Origin of the sequence: Pseudomonas sp. TH31 (assembly GCF_016650815.1) — a bacterium.
In the GTDB taxonomy this organism is placed as follows: domain Bacteria; phylum Pseudomonadota; class Gammaproteobacteria; order Pseudomonadales; family Pseudomonadaceae; genus Aquipseudomonas.
In genome coordinates this window covers 26411-48333 of record NZ_JAEKEZ010000031.1, presented here as the reverse complement: position 1 = coordinate 48333, position 21923 = coordinate 26411, and the positions used below count along the sequence as shown (strand labels likewise).

The following is a 21923-nucleotide window of genomic DNA, read 5'->3' as shown; positions in this document are numbered from 1 at the left end:
AACGCAGGCTTCGCCAGCTGCTACAAAGAACGTGCCTGGACCGAGCGCTTGCGCCATGCCTCTCATAGAACTTCACGCCGCGCAACGCGACGAACTGGAGACGATTGAAAACCTGATGCAGTTCTACATGTACGACTTCAGCGAGTGGCTGCCGCTGAAGCTTGGCGACCAGGGTTTGTTCAACATTCAGCCGAAGCTGGATTACTGGCGAAAACCGGCGACGCGGCCGTTTTTGATCAAAGTCGATGGAGAGCTGGCCGGATTTGTGACCGTGGATAATGAAACCCACGTGCCCGGTGCCGAGTTCAACATTGGCTACTTTTTTGTCAGCCGACGCTTTCGTGGCCAAGGCGTCGCGAAGTTTGTCGCATCCACCCTCTTGAGCCGGCTCCCCGGTCAATGGCAAATTTTCCACATCGATGCGAACCAGCCTGCACGGCTGTTTTGGGCAAAGGTGATCCCGGCCCTTGCGCAGGAAAATCTCACAACGCATCAACAGACGGTAGACGGCTATCCCTGCACGTTCTACCGCTTCGAAACGCCCAACCGCCGGGCTCCAGACACCCTTTCCTAATGCCAAAACCACTTTGTCCGACAATATGTAGTGACTAAAAATAATCACTACATAACCGTTGACGCCGTCGATTTGCCCTTGCATGATGCAGACGTCTCCCCGATCGGGAGAACAGGCAACATGTTTGAGCAAGCTCGTCTGACCGCCGAGCTGTTTTTCCCGGATACACGCTGCCCACAAGGCAGATTGAAGAAGCTGACCTGGCCCGAACGTCCAGTACAAGGACGAGAAACGCTGGCGAAACGTTCTCATGAAGCTTGTGGCCGACCCTGAAACGTCGGCATTGGCCTCCAGGTTTTCGCCGCTTCTCTTCGTTGTGACGCTATTGCGTAGCAGTTATTCAACACGACTACATGCAACAGACGCGAGACCCCGTCAATTTGACGGCTGACCGCTGACGTCCTGGTTTCGGTGCCAGGGATCAACTAACCGATGGGCTACCTGTATTAGCGAATCAACTTTGAAAGATCACCAAATGGTCAAGGGGCTTACTATGAATCTGAACAATCAACCTACTATCGATGAACTGGCTCGTATGTTCGCTGCGCAGAAAGACAGCCACGACAGCCATATCCTGTGGATCAGCAAGTCGGGCCAGGTGCACATGGACAGCCTGTCGCCCCATGCTCACGAAGCAGAGTTCGACCAGAACAACCAGGACTTGCTGGCCCGACTGAAGATGTACCGTCGCGGCCAGGGTTATGTCGGCAAGAAAGCCGCCGCTGACAGGGACTTCATCGGTAATGTTCTGCAAACGCTGAAACAGGCGTGGGCCTCGATGCAGAACCAGAACGAAGTTCAGGTGATTGATCGGTTCTACTGAGCAAGATTGAAAAAGGGCCTGCTCCCATCAAGGAGCAGGCCCTTTTTTATGCCTGGGTTTTCACACAAGACCAATAGACACCCTGAATCCCTGTGGGAGCGGGCTTGCTCGCGAAGGGGCCATCAACTTCAACATCATTGTCGACTGACCCACCGCTTTCGCGAGCAAGCCCGCTCCCACATTGGATTTGTGGTGATCAGGAAAGCGCTGTTCCCAGCACCCGCTCAACAAACGCCAGCGCCGCAGCACTGTGGTAATTATTGCGACGACGCAACAACGCCGCCCCCGCTGCGGCGCTTCACCCTGCAGCGGAATCTTGCGCAACGCTCGATCCTCGGTGGCAATCGCCTCAGGCAAAATAGTCGCGACCGCCGTATGGCGAATCACCTCCAGCAAGGTGCTCACCGAATTCACCTCGATCACCACTTTGGGCGTGATGCTTTGCTGGCGGAAGTATTCGTCGATGGACGATCGGGTAATGAACTCCGGCGCCAGCAACGCGAACTCCAGTTGCGCCACCTCGCTCGGCGCCAGCGCGCCCTGGCTTTCAAACAACGGATGATCACGCCCGACCACAATCCCCAACGTCTCTATAAACGCCGGGATGCACTCGATCTCGGGGCTTCTGACTGGCGTAAAGGCAATGGCGATATCCAGTGAGTCGTCCGCCAGCCCGGCCTCGATGCCGTCCATGGACAGCTCGAAAATCTCCAGGTGGATGTTTGGGAATCGTGCTGTGTAATCGCGCACCAACGGCCCCACCAGGTACGCCATGAACGTCGGCGTCATGGCCAGGCGCAAGGTGCCGCGAGACAAGTCCTTGACGTCATGCAGCGCACGCTTGCCCGCCTCCAGTTCCACCAGCACCCGCCGCGCGCATTCGATGTAGGCCGCGCCCGCATCGGTGGGTTTGACCGTGCGCGAGGTGCGGTCGAACAAGGTCACGCCCAGGGTTTCTTCCAGTTGGCGGATTTGCTGGGACAGGGTTGGCTGAGAAACATGCAGCGCTTCGGCTGCGCGGGTGAAGCCGCCGTTATCGGCGACCGCGATCAAGTAACGCAGATGTCGGAGCAGCATGGGGACATTCCATCTATAGGCTGTGCTTATGCGCAACATTGTATATCGATCTTGGACGCTATGAGTAAATCGGCAGAAGATTGCTCCACACACAGCAACCACCCGATAGCTCAACCCGATAGGAGTCACACCATGCAACAGTCCCACGCTTACAACGACCAGAGTCTGGCCCTGACCACTTCGATCCTTGATGCCAAGGCCCGCAAAAACCTGTCCTGGCAGGACCTGACTGACGGCACCGGCCTCGGCCTGGCTTACGTCACCGCCGCCCTGCTCGGCCAGCACCCGCTGCCGGAAGCCGCCGCCAAAGTGGTCGGCGAGAAGCTGGACCTGGACGCTGACAGCATCGCCCGTCTGCAAATCATCCCGCTGCGCGGCAGCCTGTCGGGTGTGCCGACCGACCCGACAATTTACCGTTTCCACGAAATGATCCAGATCTACGGCACTACGTTGAAAGCCCTGGTTCATGAGCAATTCGGCGACGGCATCATCAGCGCGATCAACTTCAAGCTCGACATGAAGAAAGTCGAAGATCCGGAAGGCGGCTCCCGCGCCGTGATCACCCTGGACGGCAAGTTCCTGCCACTGCGTCCTTTCTAAATCAGTACCGGCCCGCACTCAGCGTGTGGGCCAACCACCCCAAATACAGTTCATTCACCAACATCATCTGGAGGATGCCCCATGAAAAAAATTCTTTTCGCCCTGTCGCTGATCGCCGGCCTGGCAGCCCAGGCTCACGCCCAGGACGGTGCCGTTGCCTACCAGTACGGCATGGACCTGGACATCGCCCGGGTCGTCAACATCACCCCGGTCGCCGATGTCTGCGGCCCGGCACCGGTGGAGATGACCTACCTCGACTCCAAAGGCGTCACGCATATTTTGCAATACAGCGAATTCGGTACCGGTTGCTCGAACTGAGTCGCCACGGTTTATCACTTTTGAGGAAGCAAGCATGAAAGCGCTCATCGACGGTTTTTTGAAGTTCCAGAACGAAGCCTTTCCACAACGCACTGACTTGTTCAAACACCTGGCCACCACCCAGCACCCCGGCACCTTGTTCATCACCTGTTCCGACAGCCGCGTAGTGCCTGAACTGCTGACCCAGCAAGAACCCGGCGAACTGTTTGTGATCCGCAACGCCGGCAACATCGTGCCGTCCTACAGCCCGCATCCGGGGGGTGTGTCGGCCACGGTTGAATACGCGGTCGCCGTGCTCGGCGTCACCGACATCGTGATCTGCGGCCATTCGGATTGCGGCGCCATGACCGCCGTCGCCAAGTGCAAATGCATGGACCACTTGCCCGCCGTCAGCGGCTGGTTGCAACACGCCGAATCGGCAAAGGTCATCAACGAGTCGCGCCCTCACGCCAATGAAGCGGCCAAGGTCAGTTCGATGGTGCGCGAGAACGTGATCGCCCAGCTCGCCAACATCCAGACCCACCCGAGCGTGCGTCTGGCCCAGGAAAAAGGTCAGTTGAGCCTGCACGGCTGGGTGTACGACATCGAGACCGGTTCGATCGATGCGCTGGACGCCGACAGCCGCAGCTTTGTCTCGCTGGTTGAGCATCCGACCACCTGCGCGGTGCACGCCAAGGCCTCGCAGTCGCCTGAATACCAGCCTGAAGCGCTATGAATAAGCCCCGACCACCCGCTTCACTTTCATCAGCGCTTGTCGAAGCGTGTGCATGTCCACCGAGCCAAGGGCCAAGCGGATCGCGTGTGGTACATGCACTGAAGTCGTAAAAGGTTCGGCCGTCGACACCGACACCTGCTCTTGCAGCAATGCCATGGCGATCTGGTCCGCCCTTGCCTCTTCCGACAAGGGCAGCCACACAAAGTAAGAAGACGGATGACGAACGTAACGCAGCCCGCTCAGCACCTCGTCGGCCACGGCCTGTCGGGCCTGGGCATCGGCGCGTTTTTGCGTTTCCAGCAGCGTGACAGTGCCATCGTCCAGCCAGGCCGTGGCAATCGCCGTCATCACCCTGGGGTATTCCAGGTCGTCGCCCTGATCGTGCGCTCCAGCGCCGGCACCCTTGACGCTGGCGCGGCGACGAAACCGACGCGCAACCCGGTAGCAATACTTTTGGATAAACCGGTCACGTAGACCGTCCTTTCGGGCGCCAACTCAGCCAACGGAGGTGGTGGTGCCTCAGCCAGAAACGCGTAAGCGGCGTCCTCAATGATCAGCAGGTCATGCTGGCGCGCAATCGACACCAGGTGCTCGCGCTGATCGGCGGCCATCACCCAACCCAACGGGTTATGCAGGGTCGGCATGCTGTAGACGGCCCGCACCGAACGGCTTCGGCAGAGTTTTTCCAGGGCTACGAGATCAGACCCGGTGTCGGTGACCGGGATCGGCACCACTTCCAGATGCAGCGCTTCGGCCAGCACCTTGAACCCTGGGTAGGTCAAGGCATCGGCGGCAATCACATCGCCGGGTTGCAGCAACGCCATCATCGTCACCGCCAATCCGTGCTGGGCACCGCTGACGATCAGCACCTGTTCAGCCGCCACGTTCAAGCCGCGACTGCGCAGATGCCGCGCCGCCGAAGCCCGTTCATGCAAGCGCCCGGCGTGAGGCTGGTAGCGCAGATGGGCTTCCAGATCACCGGACAACGCCAACTGGCGCAAGGCCGTACGCAACAGATCGGCCTGGCCCGGCAACGACGGATAATTGAAGTTCAGGTCCATCATCCCCGCGACAACGCTCGGCTGATGCACGCCCAGACTCGGCGGCAGCGCCGTCTCCCGGACAAACGTACCGCGACCGGTTTCCCCGCTGACCAACCCCATGCCTTCCAGATCGGCATAAACCCGACTGGCCGTGACCAACGCCAGACCTTCCGTCGCCGCGAGCTGCCGGTGCGTCGGCAAGCGTGTGCCGGGCGGCAATTGTCCTGATCGGATATCGGCGGCAAAACGGTCAACCAACGACTTGTACCGGGAGCGCGGCATAGGGAATGTATCCATGACAATTTTTTGATTGTCTTGATACTCAGTCATAGGATGCGCTTAACGCAACCCGACACTTTGCCCGGAATGTGAACCCGATGGAACGTACCTCGAACCTGAACAGCCCCACACTGGGGAAAAGCAGCAGCGGATGGCTCAATGGACTGATCGGTGTGCTGATCTTCAGCGGCTCGCTACCGGCCACCCGGGTAGCGGTGCTGGAGTTCGACCCGGTGTTTCTGACGGTGGCGCGCGCGACCATTGCCGGTGTACTTGCGCTGTGCCTTTTATGGCTGTTCAAGGAAAAGCGCCCGGCCCGGCATCAGCTTGTACCGCTGATCGTCGTCGCGCTGGGCGTGGTCGTCGGGTTTCCGCTGTTGACCGCGCTGGCCCTGCAATACGTGACCTCTGCGCACTCCATCGTCTTTATCGGCCTGCTGCCGCTGGCCACCGCGGTGTTCGGGGTACTGCGCGGTGGCGAGCGGCCAAAACCCGCCTTCTGGCTATTCTCGATCCTCGGCAGTTTGCTGGTGGTCGGTTATGCGGTCTCTAAAGGACTGGCCGCCTCTCCCAAGGGCGACCTGCTGATGCTGCTGGCGGTGGTGGTCTGCGGGCTTGGTTATGCCGAAGGGGCGAAACTGTCGAGAACCCTCGGCGGCTGGCAGGTGATTTGTTGGGCACTGCTGATGTCGTTGCCGGTGATGGCGGCGCTGAGCTGGTTTTTGCTGCCCGCGTCGTTTTCGACAGTCAGCACACCGGCCTGGCTGAGCCTGGCGTATGTGTCGCTGTTCAGCATGCTGATCGGTTTCGTTTTCTGGTATCGCGGGCTGGCCCAAGGCGGAATTGCCGCCGTGGGCCAGCTTCAGTTGCTGCAACCGTTTTTTGGCTTGGCGCTGGCCGCCACGCTACTGCACGAGCAGGTCAGCCTGGGCATGCTGGGGATCACCGTTGCGGTGATCCTTTGTGTGGCTGGGGCCAGGAAGTTTTCCCGCTGATCGCCTGGCTCATTCGTCAGGACTGCCCGGTTTGAACACATGCGTGCGCAAGCCACTGGTATCGACGTCGATGACACCCTGAACCGAGCGGGCCAGATCAACTGCCTGCTCACTTTGTCGATGAGTGTCGACCATGCCGCTCAGCAGCACTTCGCCGCCATGGGTTTTGACGTGGATATGCAAGCCAAAGGTCGGTTCGGCCTTGGTCAGGGCCGACTTCACCCTGGCAGTCAGCCATGTATCGTGAGCGACCATAGCCAAGTCATGAGAATACTGTTCAAAGGAATGAAGTTTCATGGTGCAGCCCTCCGTCACGCAAACACAGACACATCAATTATAGTGCGCCTGTGGTTCGCGGCCGGAGCATTCAGCGTTTGACTGACAAATCTATCTGGGTCATGCGGCTGCGAATGGTGAACACACCATCGCCGGAAAGAATCGCGCTGCGAGCGAACAGGCGACCGCTTTCCCAGTTCGAAAGCCCCAGTTCCGGCTTGTTCAACGCGTACTGGCCGTCGACCCAACGGGTGATGCCGTTGCCGACAAATGGCGCATTCACCGCGTTGTAGAAACGCTCATGAGCCTCGGCGTTTTCACTGATCAGCGACACGGTGAATTGCGGGCTGTAGCGGTTAAACAGCGTGATGGCCTGGTCCAGGTCGTCGACGATTTTCAGGCTGACTTCCGGGGTTTCTTCCCATTCCCACTCGCGGCCCAATTGATCCTCCGTCAGCGGCTCGGCCAATGCTTCGGTCACATAGCCTTCGGCGCGATAGACCTCAACGCTGGCGCCCTGCCAATCGCTCGGCAGGTACGACTCGCTGCCTTCGACGATGTGCAATTTGCAGCCCTGACCACGGGCAGTCCCAGCCTGTTGCAGCGCATCGAGAAACAGCGGCACCAGCTCAGCGGCGCGATTACGCTGGATCAGGCAGACGTTCAGGGTGTTGCAGACTTTGCGATCCAGCGAGTTGCGCACCACGGCGGCAAAACGCGTGGCGTCGGCGCCTTGATCGGCGATCAGCCAGGCACCGCCGGTGCCGTGCAGGCTGACGGCGGTGCCGGCCTGTTGGGCGATGCTGCCCAGTTGACTGACAGCCCGACCCGAACCCGGGCCACGGCCAACGACAAACGTCGGTCGGCAAACATCGCCCAACCGGCCGCGTGATTGATGCTTTCAACCAGCGACACCGCGCCCACCGGCAACCCGACCTCAGCCAGCGCCGGGTTCAAGGCGTGGGTGACGATGGCTCGTGCGGTGCCCAAGGCATCGCTGCCAATGCGCAGTACGGCGGTGTTGCCGGTGCGCAGTACGCCAGCGGCGTCGGCAAAGACGTTCGGCCGGCCTTCGAAGACGAACGCAACGATGCCCAGCGGCGCCACCACTTGCTCGACTTTCCAGCCGTCATGTTCGACGCAACTGATGACTTTGCCGCGGGTGGCCGCCGCATCGCGCCAGGCACGCAGGCCAGCAATCATGTCGCGGCGCATGCGTTCGTCGGCCAGCAACCGCGTGGTCGAACGCCCACGGGCCTTGGCCCGTTCGATATCGGCCAGGTTGGCGGCTTCTATCAAGGCCCAGCAGGCCGGGGTTTCCAGGCGCTCGGCAAACCGGCCAAAGAACTCGCTGATGGCTTCATCCGACACCGCCGACATCGCGGTAAACGCCGCTTGCGCCCGCTCAATCGCCACCGCCGCCGCTTGCTGGTCCACCACCGGAATCAGCAACAACTCGCCGCTGACCTGCTCCACCAGCAGATGGTCACCGGGCTGAAAACGTGCCGCCAATTCGGGGCTGACCACAGAGACACGGTTACCGGCAAAAGGGATCGGCGTACCAGCGACGAGACGTTCGAGCATCAGGGACATGAAGCGGTTTCACCAGGCAGGGGGCGGCCGGAAAATGTATAGCAAATTTCCCGAAGCGTCATTACCGACGCCGCCCACACCGCGTTAGAACACCGACCAGCCGATCCGCTGACTCAACAATTCCAGCGCCGCCATCCCGGCCAGCGAGTTGCCGGCAGCGTTCAATTCCGGCGACCAGACGCATACGGTGAACTGCCCCGGCACCACCGCGACGATCCCGCCGCCGACACCGCTCTTGCCGGGCAAGCCGACGCGGTAAGCGAAGTTGCCGGCTTCGTCGTAGAGGCCGCTGGTGGCCATTATCGAGTTGACCTGCTGGGTCTGGCGGGCGGTGAGGATTTGTTCGCCGCTGTGTTTGCAGAAACCGTCGTTGGCCAGGAAGCAGAACGCTCGCGCCAGGTCCACGCAACTCATGCGCAGCGCGCAGTGGCTGAAATAGCTGCGCAGCACAGCTTCGACGTCATTGTGGAAGTTGCCGAACGACTGCATCAGGTACGCCATGGCGGCGTTGCGAGCGCGGTGCTGGTATTCGGATTCGGCAACCTTGCCGTCCACCATGACTTGCGGATTGCCGGACAAGCGCCGGACAAAATCGCGCATCGACAGGGCCGGCGCGGCGAAACGTGACTGGTTGATGTCGCAGATCACCAGCGCCCCGGCGTTGATGAACGGATTGCGCGGGCGGCCGCGTTCGAATTCCAGCTGCACCAGCGAGTTGAACGGCTGGCCGGACGGCTCGTGGCCCAAACGTTCCCAGATCGCTTCGCCAGAGTGTTCGATGGCCTGCACCAGGCTGAACACCTTGGAAATACTCTGCACCGAGAACAGCGTATCCGCGTCGCCGGCGCAGTACAGCTCGCCGTCATTGCCATACACGGCAATCCCCAGTTGATTGGCCGGCACGGTGCCGAGGGCGGGAATATAGTCAGCCACCTTGCCCTGGCCGATCAGGGGCCGAACTGCGTCAAGAATCTCGTTCAACAGCGCTTGCATGCCGGGTTCCGAAGTCTCGCCCCAAGGGATTGCGGGGTCACAGACGCTAGACGCCGCTGGTGCGGGGTAAATCACAGTTTTGTGGGGGAATGTTGCAGTGCCCTTCAGCACTGATCCCTTGCTCGCGATAGCGTTCTGTCAGTCAACATTGATATTGCTTGTGCCGGCCCCTTCGCGAGCAAGCCCGCTCCCACCGGGTTATGTGCCAGCCACCGAGAGTGTGCAGCCCATCATTTTACTGTGGGAGCGGGCTTGCTCGCGAAAGCGGCCTGTCAGGCAACATTGATGCTGGATGTCCCGGCCTCTTCGCGAGCAGGCTCGTTCCCACAGGGGTATGGAGGGGTGGTTGGAAGTGCTGTGTTCAGGCAGGTTATGGTGACGGTGGTTGAAACGGCGGCTGTTCACTGGCCAGCCGATTGGTCTACATTGGGTGAACTTGCCCAGGGCACTGTCACACTGACTGACACACCCGCTTAATAAGCTGCAACCTCCCCCACTGCGAAGACAGGAGCCACCATGAGCGTGACCACCCAATGGATCGAGATCAATAGCCCCGAAGGCAAATTCGGCGCTTACCTGGCCATCCCCCATACCCAAAAAGGCCCGGGGATCGTGTTGATCCAGGAGATTTTCGGCGTCAACGAACACATCCGCTCGGTCGCCGAGCAATACGCCGCCGACGGCTACCTGGTGATCGCACCGGATCTGTTCTGGCGCAGCGGCCCGCGCATCGAACTGGGCTACGACGAAGCCGGCTGGAAACGTGCTGTCGAGCTGATGAATGCCACCGACGTGAATGCAGCTCAGGCCGACATCAAGCTGGCCATCGATGCCCTGCAAGCCCAACCGGGCCTGGATGGCGGCATCGCGTCCATCGGCTACTGCTTCGGCGGCTTGCTTTCGTACCACACTGCCGCCAACGGTTTCGTCGATGTGGCCATCGCCTATTACGGCGGCGGTATCCAGAACCAGTTGGACCGTGCCGATGAAATCGAAGTGCCGTTGCTGATGCACTTCGGTGAAGCAGACAGCCACATTTCACTGGAAGCCGTGGAGAAAATCGCCGAGCGCTTCGACACCAACGACAACGTTGAAATCGTCGTGTATCCGGAAGCCGAGCACGGCTTCAACTGCTCGCACCGCGACAGCTATAACCAGCGCGCGGCGGTTGAGGCTCACGGCAATACCCTGATTTTCCTGGGCATGGAACTGTAAAACCGCTCAACCAGCGACGCGAACCTGGTTCGCGCCGCTGGCTGATGTCACGTTACTTCGCTAAATCAATCGACACGAGGGTCGCTGTCGATCCCGCCAGTTGAAACTCGAAGTTCACCTGATCCCCGACCTTCACCCCAGCCAATTGCGCTTCGGTGGCCCGAAATCCCATGATCATGGGCGGCCATTGCACCGCCGGTACTGCGCCGTGGGCGATGGTGACCGTGTGCTTCTCACTATCAATCGCCTCCACCGTCCCGGCAGCCTTGGCCACCGGTGCTTGCGTGGCCGGCTGTTTCATCGGTGCGTCGTCCATCTTCATCCCTGGCATCCCCGGCATGTCCTCGGCATGGACAGCAAAAGACAGCGCAACGACGGTACTTGCTACGGCAATCAGAGTCAGTTTCATTGGATATTTCCTTCAGCAAGAGTGGGTTTAACAAACAACTGACGGCGGCGCATCAAGCGATACGCAGCCGGGATGACAAACAGGGATAACAACGGCGCGGTAACCATCCCGCCGACCATCGGCGCGGCAATGCGGCTCATGACTTCGCTGCCGGTGCCGCTGCCCAGCAGGATCGGTAACAGACCGGCGATGATGACGGCCACGGTCATGGCCTTGGGACGAACCCGCTGCACTGCGCCCTCGCGGATGGCCGCCACCAGCCCCGAATCGGTACGCTCGCCCGCGTCTTCACGCTCGGCCCAGGCGTTCTTCAGATAGAGCAGCATGATCACGCCAAACTCGGCAGACACCCCGGCCAATGCAATGAAACCGACCCCGGTGGCCACCGACAAATTGAACCCCAGCCCATAGAGGAACCAGGCGCCGCCCGCCAGCGCGAACGGCAGCGTGGCCATGATCAGCAACGCCTCGTCGAACCGGGCGAACGTCAGGTACAGCAGCACAAAGATGATCAGCAGCGTGGCCGGTACGACCAGTTTGAGCCGAGCGTTGGCCCGTTCCAGAAACTCGAACTGCCCGGAGTAGCTCAGGCTCATGCCCGTCTGCAGCTTGACCTGCTCGCTGACGACCCGGCGCAAGTCAGCGACCACTGAAGCGATGTCCCGCCCGCGTACGTCGATGTACACCCAGCCGGACGGTCGGGCGTTTTCGCTCTTGAGCATCGGCGGGCCGTCCGTGACCACGACCTTCGCCACCGTGCCAAGGGTGATCAGACTGCCCAGCGGCGTGGAGATCGGCAGTTGCTCCAGCACGCCCACCGAGTCACGCCACTCACGGGGGTAACGCACGTTGATCGGGAAACGCGCACGGCCTTCAATGGTTTCGCCGACGTTTTCACCGCCAATAGCTCCCGAGACAATCACTTGCACATCGGCAATGTTGAGGCCGTAGCGAGCGGCCGCCTGACGGTTGATATCGACATCAATGTAGCGCCCGCCGGTCAAGCGTTCGGCCAGCGCCGAACTGACCCCTGGTACGTCTTTGGCCGCACGTTCGACAGCCTGGGTGACGGCATCGATCTGCGCCAGATCGTTGCCGGCGACCTTGACCCCAATGGGGCTCTTGATCCCGGTGGCGAGCATGTCGATACGGTTGCGGATCGGCGGAATCCAGAGGTTGGTCAGCCCCGGCACCCGAACCACCCGGTCCAGTTCTTCCACGAGTTTTTCCGAGGTCATCCCCGAACGCCACTGATCACGGGGTTTGAACTGGATGGTGGTTTCGAACATCTCCAGCGGTGCCGGGTCGGTCGCGGTTTCGGCACGACCGGCCTTGCCAAAAACGTGTTCGACTTCCGGCACGGTCTTGATCAAGCGATCGGTCAGTTGCAGCAGTTTCGCAGCTTTCTGCGCCGACAAACCCGGCAGCGCCGAAGGCATGTAGAGCAAGTCACCTTCGTCCAGAGGCGGAAGAAACTCGCCGCCCAGGCGCGACATCGGCCACAGCGCACTGACAAACACCAGCAACGCCACCAACAGGGTGACTTTCGGCCAACGCAGCACGGCGTCCAGCGCCGGTTGGTAGACCCTGATCAACCAACGGTTCAACGGGTTCTGCTGTTCATCCGGGATCCGTCCGCGAATCCAATAACCCATCAACACCGGCACCAGCGTCACCGCCAACCCCGCCGCTGCCGCCATGGCGTAGGTCTTGGTGAACGCCAACGGACCGAACAGCCGCCCTTCCTGCGCCTCCAGCGTAAACACCGGAATAAACGACAACGTGATGATCAACAGGCAGAAAAACAGCGCCGGCCCGACCTCCACGGCCGCGTCGGTCATCACCTGCCAATGCCGCTCGCCCTTCAGTTCTTCCCCCGGATGATGCCGGTGCCAGGCCTCGATCTTCTTGTGGGCGTTCTCGATCATCACCACGGCAGCGTCGACCATGGCGCCGATGGCAATCGCAATCCCGCCCAGGGACATGATGTTGGCGTTGATCCCTTGATGACGCATGACGATAAATGCGATCAACACCCCCACCGGCAGCGAAATGATCGCCACCAGCGCCGAGCGCAGATGCCAGAGGAAGATCCCGCAGATCAGTGCAACGACGATGAATTCCTCGATCAGTTTATGGCTGAGGTTTTCCACAGCGCGGTCGATCAACTTGCTGCGGTCGTAGGTGGTGACGATCTCCACGCCGGGCGGTAGGCTACTCTTCAGTTGATCAAGTTTAGTTTTGACCGCAGCAATGGTTTCCCGGGCGTTCTTGCCACTGCGCAGGATCACCACCCCGCCGACCGTCTCGCCCAGGCCATCGAGCTCGGTGATGCCACGGCGCATTTCCGGGCCGACCTGGATCGTTGCCACCTCACCGAGGGTCACGGGCACGCCGCCGACACCGAGCTTGAGGGGAATGGCGCGAAAATCATCGAGGGTCTTCAGATAACCTGAAGCGCGCACGATGTATTCGGTCTCCGCCATCTCCAGCACGGCGCCGCCGGTTTCCTGATTGGCCTTGCCGATGGCCTCGGTCACCTGGGCCTGAGTGATCCCCAGCGTGGCCATTTTCAGTGGGTCGAGCAGCACCTGATATTGCTTGACCATACCGCCGACGGTGGCGACTTCCGCGACGTTGGGCAGGGTCTTGAGCTCGAACTTGAGGAACCAGTCCTGCAGGGCCCGCAGTTGCGCCAGGTCATGTCCGCCACTGCGATCCACCAAGGCGTACTGATAGATCCAGCCGACCCCGGTGGCGTCCGGCCCCAGCGCCGGTTTGGCGCTGGCCGGCAAGCGACTCTGGACCTGGCTCAAATACTCCAGCACCCGCGAGCGTGCCCAGTACAGGTCGGTGCCATCCTCGAACAGCACGTAGACAAAGCTGTCGCCGAAAAACGAATAACCGCGCACCGTCTTCGCCCCCGGCACCGACAACATGGTGGTCGCCAGCGGGTAGGTCACCTGGTTCTCGACGATTTGCGGCGCCTGGCCGGCGTAGGGTGTGCGGATGATCACCTGCACATCGGACAGGTCCGGCAGCGCATCGATGGGCGTACTTTGAACCGACCACACGCCCCAGGCCGTGACGAACAGGGTCGCCAGCAGCACCAGAAAACGGTTGGCCACAGACCAGCGGATCAGTGCGGCAATCATGGCTGGCCTCCGGTGTTATCCAGGGGCTGGACGCCAATGCCTTTGAGGCTGGCGTCGGAATCGAGCAGGAACTGCCCCGAGCTGACGACCTTCTGCCCCTCCTCCAGCCCCTTGAGCACGACGGTTCGGCCCGCGTTTTCCGATCCTGCCTGCACCTCGACCGGACGGTAGCGCCCCCCGTCTTCAGCAAGCATCACCAGCACCCGCTTGCCGGTGCGAATCAACGCCTCGCTCGGGACCCAAAGCACCGATTGTCCGTCCGTATTGCTCATGCGCACCTGCGCCGTCAGGCCCGGACGCAAGCGGCCGTCAGGATTAGGCAGCTCTACCCGCACGCTGACGGTGCGGCTGTCGGCCGTGGTTTGCGGCAGGATTGCGCTGACGTTGCCGCGAAGGGTGACGTCCGGGTACATCACCAGTCTGGCCTCGACCGTCTGACCGACCTGCACCGAACCGGCAAGTGATTCCGGCACCGCCACGGCCAGCCAGACGCTGCTCAGGCCATTGACCCGCGCCAGCGTCTCGCCGACAGCCAACGTCATGCCGGCCCGCACATTCAGTTCCTGCAACGCACCGGCAATCGGCGTGGTGAGGGTCTGATTCACATGAACCTTGCCACTGCGTTCAACCTCGGCAATCAGCGCCGCCGGCATGCCGGTCAGACGCAGACGCTGGCGTGCCGCGGCCAGCAGCCCGGCATCACCCATGCGCTTGAGCGCCAGAAACTCCTCCTGAGCCGCCGCCCATTCCGGCACCAGAATGTCCGCCAACGGCGCGCCCGCCTTGAGTACATCCCCCGGCGCCAAGGCATACACCCGCTCGACGAACCCCGGTGCGCGCGCCTGAATCACCGCCACTTCGCGTTCGTTGTAGGCCAGCAGCCCTGACGCTTCGACGCTGGACGCCCGTGCGCCACGGGTAACCGTAGCCAGGCGAACGCCGAGGTTCTGGGTCACGCGCGGATCAATCTGGATCGCGCCGGTGTCCGCCGCGTCGTCGGCGTAGCGCGGTACCAGTTTCATGTCCATGAAGGGCGATTTTCCGGGTTTGTCGAATTTCTGCTGCGGGTACATCGGGTCGTACCAATACAGGGCCTTGCGCTCGTCCTGAGCCTTGGACGCCGCCTCGACCGATACGGGTTTGTGTGCCAGCCAATAGCCGCCGACAGCCCCCAATGCCAATGATAAACCGACCCACAGAACACCTTTATAAAGGCTCATTGGCCAGCCTCCCCGTAGGCGAAATACAGCCGGGCGCTGGTCAGCGCTTTCTGTTGGTTGACGTCGATCTGTTTCATCTGCGCGTCGATCAGTTCACGCCGGGCGGCGACCACTGCCGACAAATCACCTTTACCGGCGCGATAACTGGCCAGGGTCAATTCGGCTTTTTCCTTGGCTAACGGCAGCAGGCTTTCCTGAGTTCGCCGCGCGGCGCGGTCGAGGCGCTGGTAGTCGGCCAGTTGTGTTTCCAGTTGCTCGGTGTGCTCACGCAGTTGTGCCTCGCGCTCGGCTTCCAGTTGATTGAGCTCGGCATGCCGGGCGGCGATCTTCGGGTTTTGCCGGGTCTCGGGGAACAACGGCAGATCGAAGGTGAATTGCACGCTGACCATGTCGCCGAACTCACGTCCGCGCTTCTGGTAGTCGAGCTCCCAGCTCCAGTCCGATTGTTTGTCGGCTTCGGCTTCGCGAACTTTGGCCTGGGCTTCGTGGGTCATGGGACCGAACGCAGCCAGGGCCGGGTGATGCTCAAGTTTGTGAGAGTAACCCAAGGTATCGATGGGCCATTGCGGCCAGTTGCCGGTGGGTTGCTCATTGGCGGCGGGGCCGATCCAGCGTTTGAGTGCGGCGCGGGCCTGGGCACGCTCAAGCTGCAACTGGTCCTGCTGTTCGTCCAGTTGCGCGGCTTCCTGCTTGGGCGTGACGGCATCGGCAGGCTGGGCGCGACCACTGGCGATCTGGGCGCGGACGGTGTCGCTCAACAGTCGATTCTCGCGGTAGAACTGCTGGAACAGCGCCTGCTTGAGTTCAACCGAGTAACTGCCGATCCAGGCCAACGCCGTGGCCTGGCGCACGTTCAGGCGTTCGACCCGGCCTTGGGCGGCCGCCAGATCAACCGCTGCTTCGGCAACTTCGGTACGCGCCCGACGTTTGTCGCCGTTGGGCATTTCCTGCTTCACGCCGACCATTTGCATGGTCATGAAATCGTGATCCAGGGTTCCGCGGTCAGGGCCGCCTACCGGAAAGTTCTGCACGCCCAGCAGCAGCTTCGGGTCGGGCAATTCACCCGCTGGGATCGCGGCGCTTCTGGCCGCTTGGAGCTTTTGCGCCTCGGCGGTGAGGGATGGCGCGTTGTTATCGGCCAGCCGCAAGGCTTCATCGAGGGTCAACGGGGCAGCAACGCACGGCAAAGCCAGTACGCTTGCCGCCAAGGCAGCCGCCAGCGGCCACCTTGTGCGGGAGCACGTGGGATTCATGTCTATGATTCCTGTAAGGATCCACTGCGCGCTTTTAAAAAGCGCACAGCAACGCCATTTCGCGCAGGCGAAACGGGGCTTAACGGGGGACAGGAATCAGATGCGCGGGGGTCGCCATACCCCGGACGGGGTCTGGACAGGCGCCTCGTCGACAAAGAGCGTCGCTACCACGGGGCTGAACAAGGTGACGGGGGTTTAGCGATGAACACTTGCAGCATGCCGCCGGTCTTGCACTCCTGACCGGGCTTGCACGGCTTGCCGTGATCAGACGGCATGCTCATGTCCTGACAGCAGTCCTTGCCCATGTCACCCATCATCGACATGCCCATGGCTTTCATCGGGCAAGGTTCGGCGGGTGCCCGAACGCCCGCCATTCCACTCAAGGGAAGCGCGAGGCTGATCAGGAAAATGAGGCAAAACCGCAGATAGCGTTTCATGGGGCTGGAGTCTAGCCGCAGCCCCTTGTTCTTACAATCACCGATCAATGATGTTTTCCAACGCCTGAAACCCGATGATCTATCGACTCCCAGTACATGGCGTTTGCCTGCCACACTGACGAGTACCTGACGTTCATTGAGGGTTGACCGTGAACAGAAACCTCGCCAAGGCTGAGCATTCACCCCTGTATATTCCAGGCACGGTCTGGGCCCTGGGGTTTGTCAGCCTGTTCATGGATCTGTCGTCCGAGTTGGTGCACAGCCTGCTACCGGTGTTTCTAGTCACCACCTTAGGCGCCAGTGCATTGACCGTCGGGGTGATCGAAGGCATCGCCGAGGCAACCGCGATGCTGGTCAAAGTATTCTCTGGCGCCATCAGCGACTTTATCGGCCGGCGCAAAGGCCTGCTGTTGATAGGTTATGGCCTGGCCGCCCTGTCAAAACCGCTCTTCCCTCTGGCGCATTCAGTAGAACTGGTGTTCACCGCACGCTTTCTGGATCGGATCGGCAAAGGGATTCGTGGCGCGCCGCGCGATGCCCTGGTCGCCGACGTGTCGCCGCCCGAGATCCGGGGCGCCTGCTTTGGTCTGCGCCAATCGATGGATACCGTCGGCGCAATTCTGGGTCCCGTACTGGCGATTGTGCTGATGCTGTGGCTTGGGCAAATCCAGCTCGTGCTGTGGTTCGCCGTGATCCCGGCGGTCATCGCGGTCGTGCTGATTGTCGGTGGCGTAAAAGAACCGTTACAGGCTGGCGATAAACACCGCTTCCGCTCGCCGATCAACTGGAACGTCCTGCGGGATTTTTCACCCGGGTTTTGGTGGGTCGTCGCTGTTGGCGGGCTCTTTACCCTTGCCCGTTTCAGTGAAGCCTTTCTGGTATTGAAAGCACAAGAAACCGGTCTGTCGATCACTTGGGTGCCAGTAGTGATGGTGGTCATGGCGTTGTTCTACACCCTGTCGGCTTACCCTGCCGGCTGGCTGTCCGACCGAATCAGCCGCACGACACTGCTCTGCGTCGGCATGGGGCTGCTGATCCTCGCGGATCTGGTACTGGCGCGTTCCGACTCGGTCACGACGATGCTGTTGGGTGTGGCCTTGTGGGGTCTGCATATGGGTTTCAGCCAGGGCATTCTCGCGACGCTGATCGCCGACACCGCGCCTGAAAACCTCAGGGGCACGGCGTTCGGTCTGTTCAATCTGGTCAGCGGCGCATGCCTGTTGATCGCTAGCGTTCTGGCGGGCTGGCTGTGGGAAACCTCAGGCTCGCAATGGACCTTTACGACCGGGGCTGTATTGGCCGCTGCGTCGTTGCTGTTACTGCTGATACGCAAGGGCCGGTGATTGCCGGGTTTTTAACGCACCTCAACAGCGTCATACCGCCAGCAGCAACGGTGCGGATGACCCCAATAGACGCAACCGTTCAAGGTCAGAAATACGGCTACGCAGGCAAACAGTTTCAAAGAGCGGGACATGGTCGTTTCCTCTTGGGTCAATAGTTACTGCACGGCACAAAACGCTGCGCTGGCGGTTATTGATTGAACGCCTCGTCCCTCGAATGTCCGTCGCGCCCCAACCTGAAAAAAATTTCACATTCACCGCGACGGATTTTTTGCCGATCCGGCGTTCAACTCATCAGCAACATCCACTTTCGGATGCAAGCCTTGAGGAGTTGTCATGAACGTTGTGCACCCCTGATCAAGTTGCGGCATTTATTGCTCGTCCCTTTGGCGCTGGCTGCGCTGGCGAGTACGCCGGTGTTTGCTCAGCCCGAGATCATCATTCGCCAGGCACCACCGCCCGTGCGCATGGAGCAGGTGCCCATGGCACGTCCCGGCTATGCCTGGGATAACGGCCACTGGCGCTGGGACGGTCGCGGTTATGTCTGGGCGCCCGGTCATTGGCAGCGGATGCACCACGGCGGGCGCTGGATGCCCGGTCATTGGGAAGCGCGCGGACCGAACTGGTACTGGATCGAAGGGCGCTGGGTACGTTGAGCCCACGGGTGTATCGGCACGGGACGAACCGGGTTCGTCCCCTTCCCTGCCCGGCACAATCTGATCCCGCCACCGGACCGGGAGCTGTCATTTGAACGAAACTGATCCGGACGTCGAGTTGCTGGCCCGTATCGGCAACAACGAGGCACAGGCCGTCAACGAGATGGTGTCGCGCAAGCTGCCCCGTCTGCTGGCACTCGCCAGTCGTTTGCTGGGTGATGCCGATGAAGCGAAAGACGTCGCTCAGGAAAGCTTTCTGCGGATCTGGAAACAGGCCGCGAACTGGCGCAGCGGGCAGGCACGGTTTGACACCTGGTTGCATCGGGTCGCGCTCAATCTGTGCTACGACCGCTTGCGCAGTCGCAAGGAACACCCCCTGCCAGACATCGATGAGTTGCCCGAGCCGGTGGACCCTGCGCCGCTGCCGGAAGAGCAACTGGAAGCCAGCGCGCGCAACGAACTGATGGCGGCTGCACTGGCCGCGTTGCCCGACCGCCAGCGCGAAGCCATCGTGCTGACTTATTACCAGGACCTGTCGAACATCGAGGCGGCGGCGCTGATGAACATTACCGTCGATGCACTGGAAAGCCTGCTGTCGCGGGCACGGCGCAACCTGCGCAATCAACTGGTCGATGCCCACGACCCCGCGTGCCTAAGGAGGGGAAAACGATGACGCCCGAACGGTTCACTCACCTGGCCGATGCCTACGGCGCCGACCTGCAACGCTGGCCCGCCTCTGAGCGCGCCGGCGCTCAGGCATTGCTTGCCGAGGGCACCCCCGAGTTGCTTGAAGCCTTGAGCCAGGCGCGCTGGCTCGATGGCCTGCTCGATAGCCATCGGGTCGCCGCACCGACGCCGGAGCTGATTCGGCGCATCGTCGCATCAGCGCCAGCAGCCGCACCGCCGTCGTTCTGGGGCCGGCATCCGGGCTGGCTGTCACGTATCGGTTTCGTCGGCGCGGGCCTGGCAGGCATTGCGGCGGGGATGCTGGTGGTTTCATTGGGCCTGCCGCTGTCGAGCTCATCCGAAGCACTGCCCAGCATCTTTGAGCAAAGCGATGCCGACATCGTCATGAGTATCAACGCCGAGGAGAGTGACCAGTGACCCAGCCACCCAAGCATTTCAAAGCCCTGCTGGCGGTGTCGCTAGTGCTCAACGTGTTCCTGATCGGCGGCGCGGTCGGCGGTTTCTATCAATGGCACAGCCAGGCAAAACCCGCGCTGGTGTTGCCGCAACACGGCGTGCGTCAGGTGATGTTGCAGTTGCCGCCCGCCAAACGCCATCAACTGCGCCAGTTGCTGCGCCAGACTCGAGATGAGAATCAGACGATGATCGCCGCCAGCCGCGATGCGCGGCTCGACGTGGTGCGTCAGCTGCAAGCGCCGACGCTGGATCGCGCCGCGCTGGACAGCGACCTGGCCAAGGCCCGTGACGCCGACATCACGCTGCGGGCCAGGGTCGACGCCAACCTGGCGGACTTCGCCGCCACATTGCCGGCCAAAGAGCGGCAAACCCTCGCTGATTCCTTGTATGCGCGAGGTAACGCCAAGGCTAAAGCCGCGAACAAAAACTAACCCACAAATCACCGCGCTGTTGGTAGCAGCTGGCGAAGCCTGCGTTCGACTGCGCAGCAGTCGTGAAACCTGAACGCGAGGTCTTCTGTAGAACCGTGTCGCCTGATTTACGACTGCTTCGCAGTCGAACGCAGGCTTCGCCAGCTGCTACAGGTCGCCTGGGTGCCATGAGGCAGCCATTCAAGCATTGGCCCACAAGTACTAAGGAATCCACTGATGTCTCGAGTAATCAAAACCACCGTAATCGCCAGCCTGTTGGCGATCACACTCTCAGGCTGCATCGTCGAGCCGGCACGCCCGCATCGGCCACCGCCGCTGGTTGAAGTCGTGCCGGTCATGCCTGCGCCGGGCTATCACTGGGTAGCCGGGCATTATCGTTGGGGGCACAACCAGTGGATGTGGGTGCCGGGGCATTGGCGGGCTTATTGAGTCGAGGCTGAAAATCAAAGGATCGCAGCCTTCGGCAGCTCCTACAGAGATCGCGTACACCCGGTCGGCGTAGGAGCTGGCGAAGCCTGCGATCTTTTGATCTTGCCCTTGAACCCATCATTTCTTTCGATCATACAAATCACCAAAGTGAATTTTTCATTTCAACCCGACCTGTTCACCATGGCAGCACCTCCAACAGCTCCGGGCGTACTCCTCATGAACTTCAATTTGGCGATTGCCTGCATGATCGTGGTGTCTTTCGCCATTGCGCTGAGTCACGTCTGAGCGAGAAGCGCTACTTCGCCGAACCGTCATGGGGCTTGTAAAACGTGAACAGCCCGACCTGGGCGGTCTTGATGTATTGATGTGCCCAATTCGGTTTCACCGTCCTGTCATGGAAATACATCGCGCCGTGGGTGCGATCCGGTAGCTGCTTGTTCAGCGCCTTTCTGGCGATTTCCTTGGCGATCGCGTAAGGCGCTTCTTCCTGGGCCGTGTCTGGCTTGCCATCACACCACCAGGAAAACTGGCAGGCATGCTTTTCCGAGCCTTGCTTGACGATCCCGCATACCGTATCCGGAAAGCCTTCGTGCCCGAGGCGATTCATTACCACGCTGGCGACGGCCTCCATGTCGGCGGAGTTCTTGCCTTTGGCCTCCCAGTAAATGGAGCGGGCCAGGCAGGTGATGGCCTCGTCCATCGGCGCGGTGCCCGCCGGGTCGACGGCCTGGACTTCGGACTGAGTGATGGTCTCGGCCTTTTTCGGCACCGGAGCTTCACCGCCCTTCTCGGCCGCTTTCTGTTCCAGGACCTGGGCCTTGTCCACCGCGACTTCTTTTTTTTGCTCCTGGTCATCAGCGATGACCTGGCCTGCGAGCAAGGTCAAGGCGAGGCAGGATGCTATCAACGGGAGGCGCAGCATGATGGGCAGGCTCTGTAGGGCGTCGAT

The 21923-nt window shown here is 61.0% G+C and carries 20 protein-coding genes and 5 pseudogenes; 14 read left to right on the top strand and 11 right to left on the bottom strand.

Annotation, left to right across the window (positions count from 1 at the left end; translation table 11 throughout):
- The first annotated feature begins 55 nt into the window (after positions 1–55).
- Entirely contained in the window at positions 56–574 is a 519-nt protein-coding gene (locus tag JFV26_RS25030) for a GNAT family N-acetyltransferase (protein WP_201196187.1), read from the top strand.
- Positions 575–1067: 493 nt separating this feature from the next.
- Entirely contained in the window at positions 1068–1397 is a 330-nt protein-coding gene (locus JFV26_RS25025) for a hypothetical protein (RefSeq protein ID WP_201196154.1), read from the top strand.
- A 196-nt stretch (positions 1398–1593) separates the two neighbouring features.
- On the opposite strand, the pseudogene cynR reads toward JFV26_RS25025, so the two are convergent.
- Positions 1594–2474: pseudogene (gene cynR / locus JFV26_RS25020) on the bottom strand (transcriptional regulator CynR).
- Between the two features lie 132 nt (positions 2475–2606).
- Between cynR and cynS the strand changes: the two are divergent.
- The 3 genes from cynS (at position 2607) to JFV26_RS25005 (ending at position 4107) form a co-directional block, all read left to right on the top strand.
- Positions 2607–3074, top strand: coding sequence for a cyanase (cynS, locus tag JFV26_RS25015; protein ID WP_133836027.1), 468 nt, complete (start codon positions 2607–2609; stop codon positions 3072–3074).
- An 81-nt stretch (positions 3075–3155) separates the two neighbouring features.
- Positions 3156–3392, top strand: coding sequence for a DUF2790 domain-containing protein (locus JFV26_RS25010; RefSeq protein ID WP_201196152.1), 237 nt, complete (start codon positions 3156–3158; stop codon positions 3390–3392).
- A 34-nt stretch (positions 3393–3426) separates the two neighbouring features.
- Positions 3427–4107, top strand: coding sequence for a carbonic anhydrase (locus tag JFV26_RS25005; RefSeq protein ID WP_201196150.1), 681 nt, complete (start codon positions 3427–3429; stop codon positions 4105–4107).
- Here the strand turns inward: JFV26_RS25005 and JFV26_RS25000 are convergent.
- A pseudogene (locus JFV26_RS25000) lies at positions 4102–5432 on the bottom strand (aminotransferase-like domain-containing protein). The gene JFV26_RS25005 and the pseudogene JFV26_RS25000 sit on opposite strands and share 6 nt — an antisense overlap.
- 95 nt (positions 5433–5527) lie before the next feature.
- Here JFV26_RS25000 and JFV26_RS24995 point away from each other — a divergent pair.
- Positions 5528–6424: a DMT family transporter gene (locus JFV26_RS24995; RefSeq protein ID WP_201196149.1), complete on the top strand. Its 897-nt coding sequence runs from the start codon at positions 5528–5530 to the stop codon at positions 6422–6424.
- A 9-nt stretch (positions 6425–6433) separates the two neighbouring features.
- Here JFV26_RS24995 and JFV26_RS24990 read toward each other — a convergent pair whose 3' ends face one another.
- The 3 genes and pseudogenes from JFV26_RS24990 to glsB all read right to left on the bottom strand — a co-directional run bounded on the left by JFV26_RS24990 (position 6434) and on the right by glsB (position 9286).
- Positions 6434–6721, bottom strand: coding sequence for a BON domain-containing protein (locus JFV26_RS24990; protein WP_201196148.1), 288 nt, complete (start codon positions 6719–6721; stop codon positions 6434–6436).
- A 70-nt stretch (positions 6722–6791) separates the two neighbouring features.
- Positions 6792–8293, bottom strand: a pseudogene (locus JFV26_RS24985) (aldehyde dehydrogenase family protein).
- Between the two features lie 84 nt (positions 8294–8377).
- Positions 8378–9286, bottom strand: coding sequence for a glutaminase B (gene glsB / locus JFV26_RS24980; protein ID WP_201196147.1), 909 nt, complete (start codon positions 9284–9286; stop codon positions 8378–8380).
- 369 nt (positions 9287–9655) lie between these two features.
- On the opposite strand from glsB, the pseudogene JFV26_RS33760 reads away from it, so the two are divergent.
- Positions 9656–9733 (top strand): annotated as a pseudogene (locus tag JFV26_RS33760) (DoxX family protein); the annotation flags it as partial.
- A gap of 69 nt (positions 9734–9802) precedes the next feature.
- Entirely contained in the window at positions 9803–10501 is a 699-nt protein-coding gene (locus JFV26_RS24975; RefSeq protein WP_201196146.1) for a dienelactone hydrolase family protein, read from the top strand.
- A gap of 52 nt (positions 10502–10553) precedes the next feature.
- Here the strand turns inward: JFV26_RS24975 and JFV26_RS24970 are convergent, their stop codons facing one another.
- The 5 genes and pseudogenes from JFV26_RS24970 to JFV26_RS24950 form a co-directional block, all read right to left on the bottom strand.
- Positions 10554–10910, bottom strand: a complete 357-nt coding sequence (locus JFV26_RS24970; RefSeq protein WP_201196145.1) for a copper-binding protein — start codon at positions 10908–10910, stop codon at positions 10554–10556.
- Positions 10907–14065 carry an efflux RND transporter permease subunit gene (locus tag JFV26_RS24965; protein ID WP_201196144.1) on the bottom strand — a complete coding sequence of 1053 codons (3159 nt, stop codon included), beginning with the start codon at positions 14063–14065 and terminating at the stop codon, positions 10907–10909. The genes JFV26_RS24970 and JFV26_RS24965 overlap by 4 nt, the downstream gene beginning before the upstream one ends.
- Positions 14062–15285 (bottom strand): efflux RND transporter periplasmic adaptor subunit, encoded by a 1224-nt coding sequence (locus JFV26_RS24960; protein ID WP_201196143.1) that lies wholly within the window; start codon positions 15283–15285, stop codon positions 14062–14064. The genes JFV26_RS24965 and JFV26_RS24960 overlap by 4 nt, the downstream gene beginning before the upstream one ends.
- Positions 15282–16538: a TolC family protein gene (locus JFV26_RS24955; protein ID WP_201196141.1), complete on the bottom strand. Its 1257-nt coding sequence runs from the start codon at positions 16536–16538 to the stop codon at positions 15282–15284. Before JFV26_RS24955 ends, JFV26_RS24960 begins: the two co-directional genes overlap by 4 nt.
- A 96-nt stretch (positions 16539–16634) precedes the next feature.
- A pseudogene (locus tag JFV26_RS24950) lies at positions 16635–16975 on the bottom strand (hypothetical protein).
- A 149-nt stretch (positions 16976–17124) separates the two neighbouring features.
- On the opposite strand from JFV26_RS24950, the gene JFV26_RS24945 reads away from it, so the two are divergent.
- The 6 genes from JFV26_RS24945 (at position 17125) to JFV26_RS24920 (ending at position 20974) form a co-directional block, all read left to right on the top strand.
- Positions 17125–18318 carry an MFS transporter gene (locus JFV26_RS24945; protein WP_342215479.1) on the top strand — a complete coding sequence of 398 codons (1194 nt, stop codon included), beginning with the start codon at positions 17125–17127 and terminating at the stop codon, positions 18316–18318.
- 311 nt (positions 18319–18629) lie between these two features.
- Complete coding sequence (locus JFV26_RS24940; protein ID WP_201196139.1) at positions 18630–18971, top strand: YXWGXW repeat-containing protein; 342 nt, start codon at positions 18630–18632, stop codon at positions 18969–18971.
- 91 nt (positions 18972–19062) lie between these two features.
- A complete protein-coding gene (locus JFV26_RS24935) occupies positions 19063–19644 on the top strand; it encodes an RNA polymerase sigma factor (RefSeq protein ID WP_201196138.1) in 582 nt (193 codons plus the stop codon).
- Entirely contained in the window at positions 19641–20075 is a 435-nt protein-coding gene (locus tag JFV26_RS24930) for a hypothetical protein (protein ID WP_201196137.1), read from the top strand. The genes JFV26_RS24935 and JFV26_RS24930 overlap by 4 nt, the downstream gene beginning before the upstream one ends.
- Positions 20072–20545: a periplasmic heavy metal sensor gene (locus tag JFV26_RS24925; protein ID WP_201196136.1), complete on the top strand. Its 474-nt coding sequence runs from the start codon at positions 20072–20074 to the stop codon at positions 20543–20545. The genes JFV26_RS24930 and JFV26_RS24925 overlap by 4 nt, the downstream gene beginning before the upstream one ends.
- Before the next feature lie 216 nt (positions 20546–20761).
- Positions 20762–20974, top strand: a complete 213-nt coding sequence (locus JFV26_RS24920; RefSeq protein WP_201196135.1) for a YXWGXW repeat-containing protein — start codon at positions 20762–20764, stop codon at positions 20972–20974.
- Between the two features lie 295 nt (positions 20975–21269).
- Here JFV26_RS24920 and JFV26_RS24915 read toward each other — a convergent pair whose 3' ends face one another.
- Positions 21270–21896 carry a cell wall hydrolase gene (locus tag JFV26_RS24915; RefSeq protein ID WP_446739946.1) on the bottom strand — a complete coding sequence of 209 codons (627 nt, stop codon included), beginning with the start codon at positions 21894–21896 and terminating at the stop codon, positions 21270–21272.
- Positions 21897–21923: the final 27 nt, after the last annotated feature.

Excerpts from the sequence above, each read along its gene's own strand:
- JFV26_RS24930 (WP_201196137.1), top strand. The coding sequence starts at position 19,641 with ATGACGCCCGAACGGTTCACTCACCTGGCCGATGCCTACGGCGCCGAC.
- JFV26_RS24955 (WP_201196141.1), bottom strand. The coding sequence starts at position 16,538 with ATGAATCCCACGTGCTCCCGCACAAGGTGGCCGCTGGCGGCTGCCTTG.
- JFV26_RS24975 (WP_201196146.1), top strand. The coding sequence starts at position 9,803 with ATGAGCGTGACCACCCAATGGATCGAGATCAATAGCCCCGAAGGCAAA.
- cynS (WP_133836027.1), top strand. The coding sequence starts at position 2,607 with ATGCAACAGTCCCACGCTTACAACGACCAGAGTCTGGCCCTGACCACT.
- JFV26_RS24965 (WP_201196144.1), bottom strand. The coding sequence starts at position 14,065 with ATGATTGCCGCACTGATCCGCTGGTCTGTGGCCAACCGTTTTCTGGTG.
- JFV26_RS25025 (WP_201196154.1), top strand. The coding sequence starts at position 1,068 with ATGAATCTGAACAATCAACCTACTATCGATGAACTGGCTCGTATGTTC.
- JFV26_RS24915 (WP_446739946.1), bottom strand. The coding sequence starts at position 21,896 with ATGCTGCGCCTCCCGTTGATAGCATCCTGCCTCGCCTTGACCTTGCTC.
- JFV26_RS24990 (WP_201196148.1), bottom strand. The coding sequence starts at position 6,721 with ATGAAACTTCATTCCTTTGAACAGTATTCTCATGACTTGGCTATGGTC.
- JFV26_RS24995 (WP_201196149.1), top strand. The coding sequence starts at position 5,528 with ATGGAACGTACCTCGAACCTGAACAGCCCCACACTGGGGAAAAGCAGC.
- glsB (WP_201196147.1), bottom strand. The coding sequence starts at position 9,286 with ATGCAAGCGCTGTTGAACGAGATTCTTGACGCAGTTCGGCCCCTGATC.
- JFV26_RS25005 (WP_201196150.1), top strand. The coding sequence starts at position 3,427 with ATGAAAGCGCTCATCGACGGTTTTTTGAAGTTCCAGAACGAAGCCTTT.
- JFV26_RS24970 (WP_201196145.1), bottom strand. The coding sequence starts at position 10,910 with ATGAAACTGACTCTGATTGCCGTAGCAAGTACCGTCGTTGCGCTGTCT.
- JFV26_RS24940 (WP_201196139.1), top strand. The coding sequence starts at position 18,630 with ATGCAAGCCTTGAGGAGTTGTCATGAACGTTGTGCACCCCTGATCAAG.
- JFV26_RS24920 (WP_201196135.1), top strand. The coding sequence starts at position 20,762 with ATGTCTCGAGTAATCAAAACCACCGTAATCGCCAGCCTGTTGGCGATC.
- JFV26_RS25010 (WP_201196152.1), top strand. The coding sequence starts at position 3,156 with ATGAAAAAAATTCTTTTCGCCCTGTCGCTGATCGCCGGCCTGGCAGCC.
- JFV26_RS25030 (WP_201196187.1), top strand. The coding sequence starts at position 56 with ATGCCTCTCATAGAACTTCACGCCGCGCAACGCGACGAACTGGAGACG.
- JFV26_RS24960 (WP_201196143.1), bottom strand. The coding sequence starts at position 15,285 with ATGAGCCTTTATAAAGGTGTTCTGTGGGTCGGTTTATCATTGGCATTG.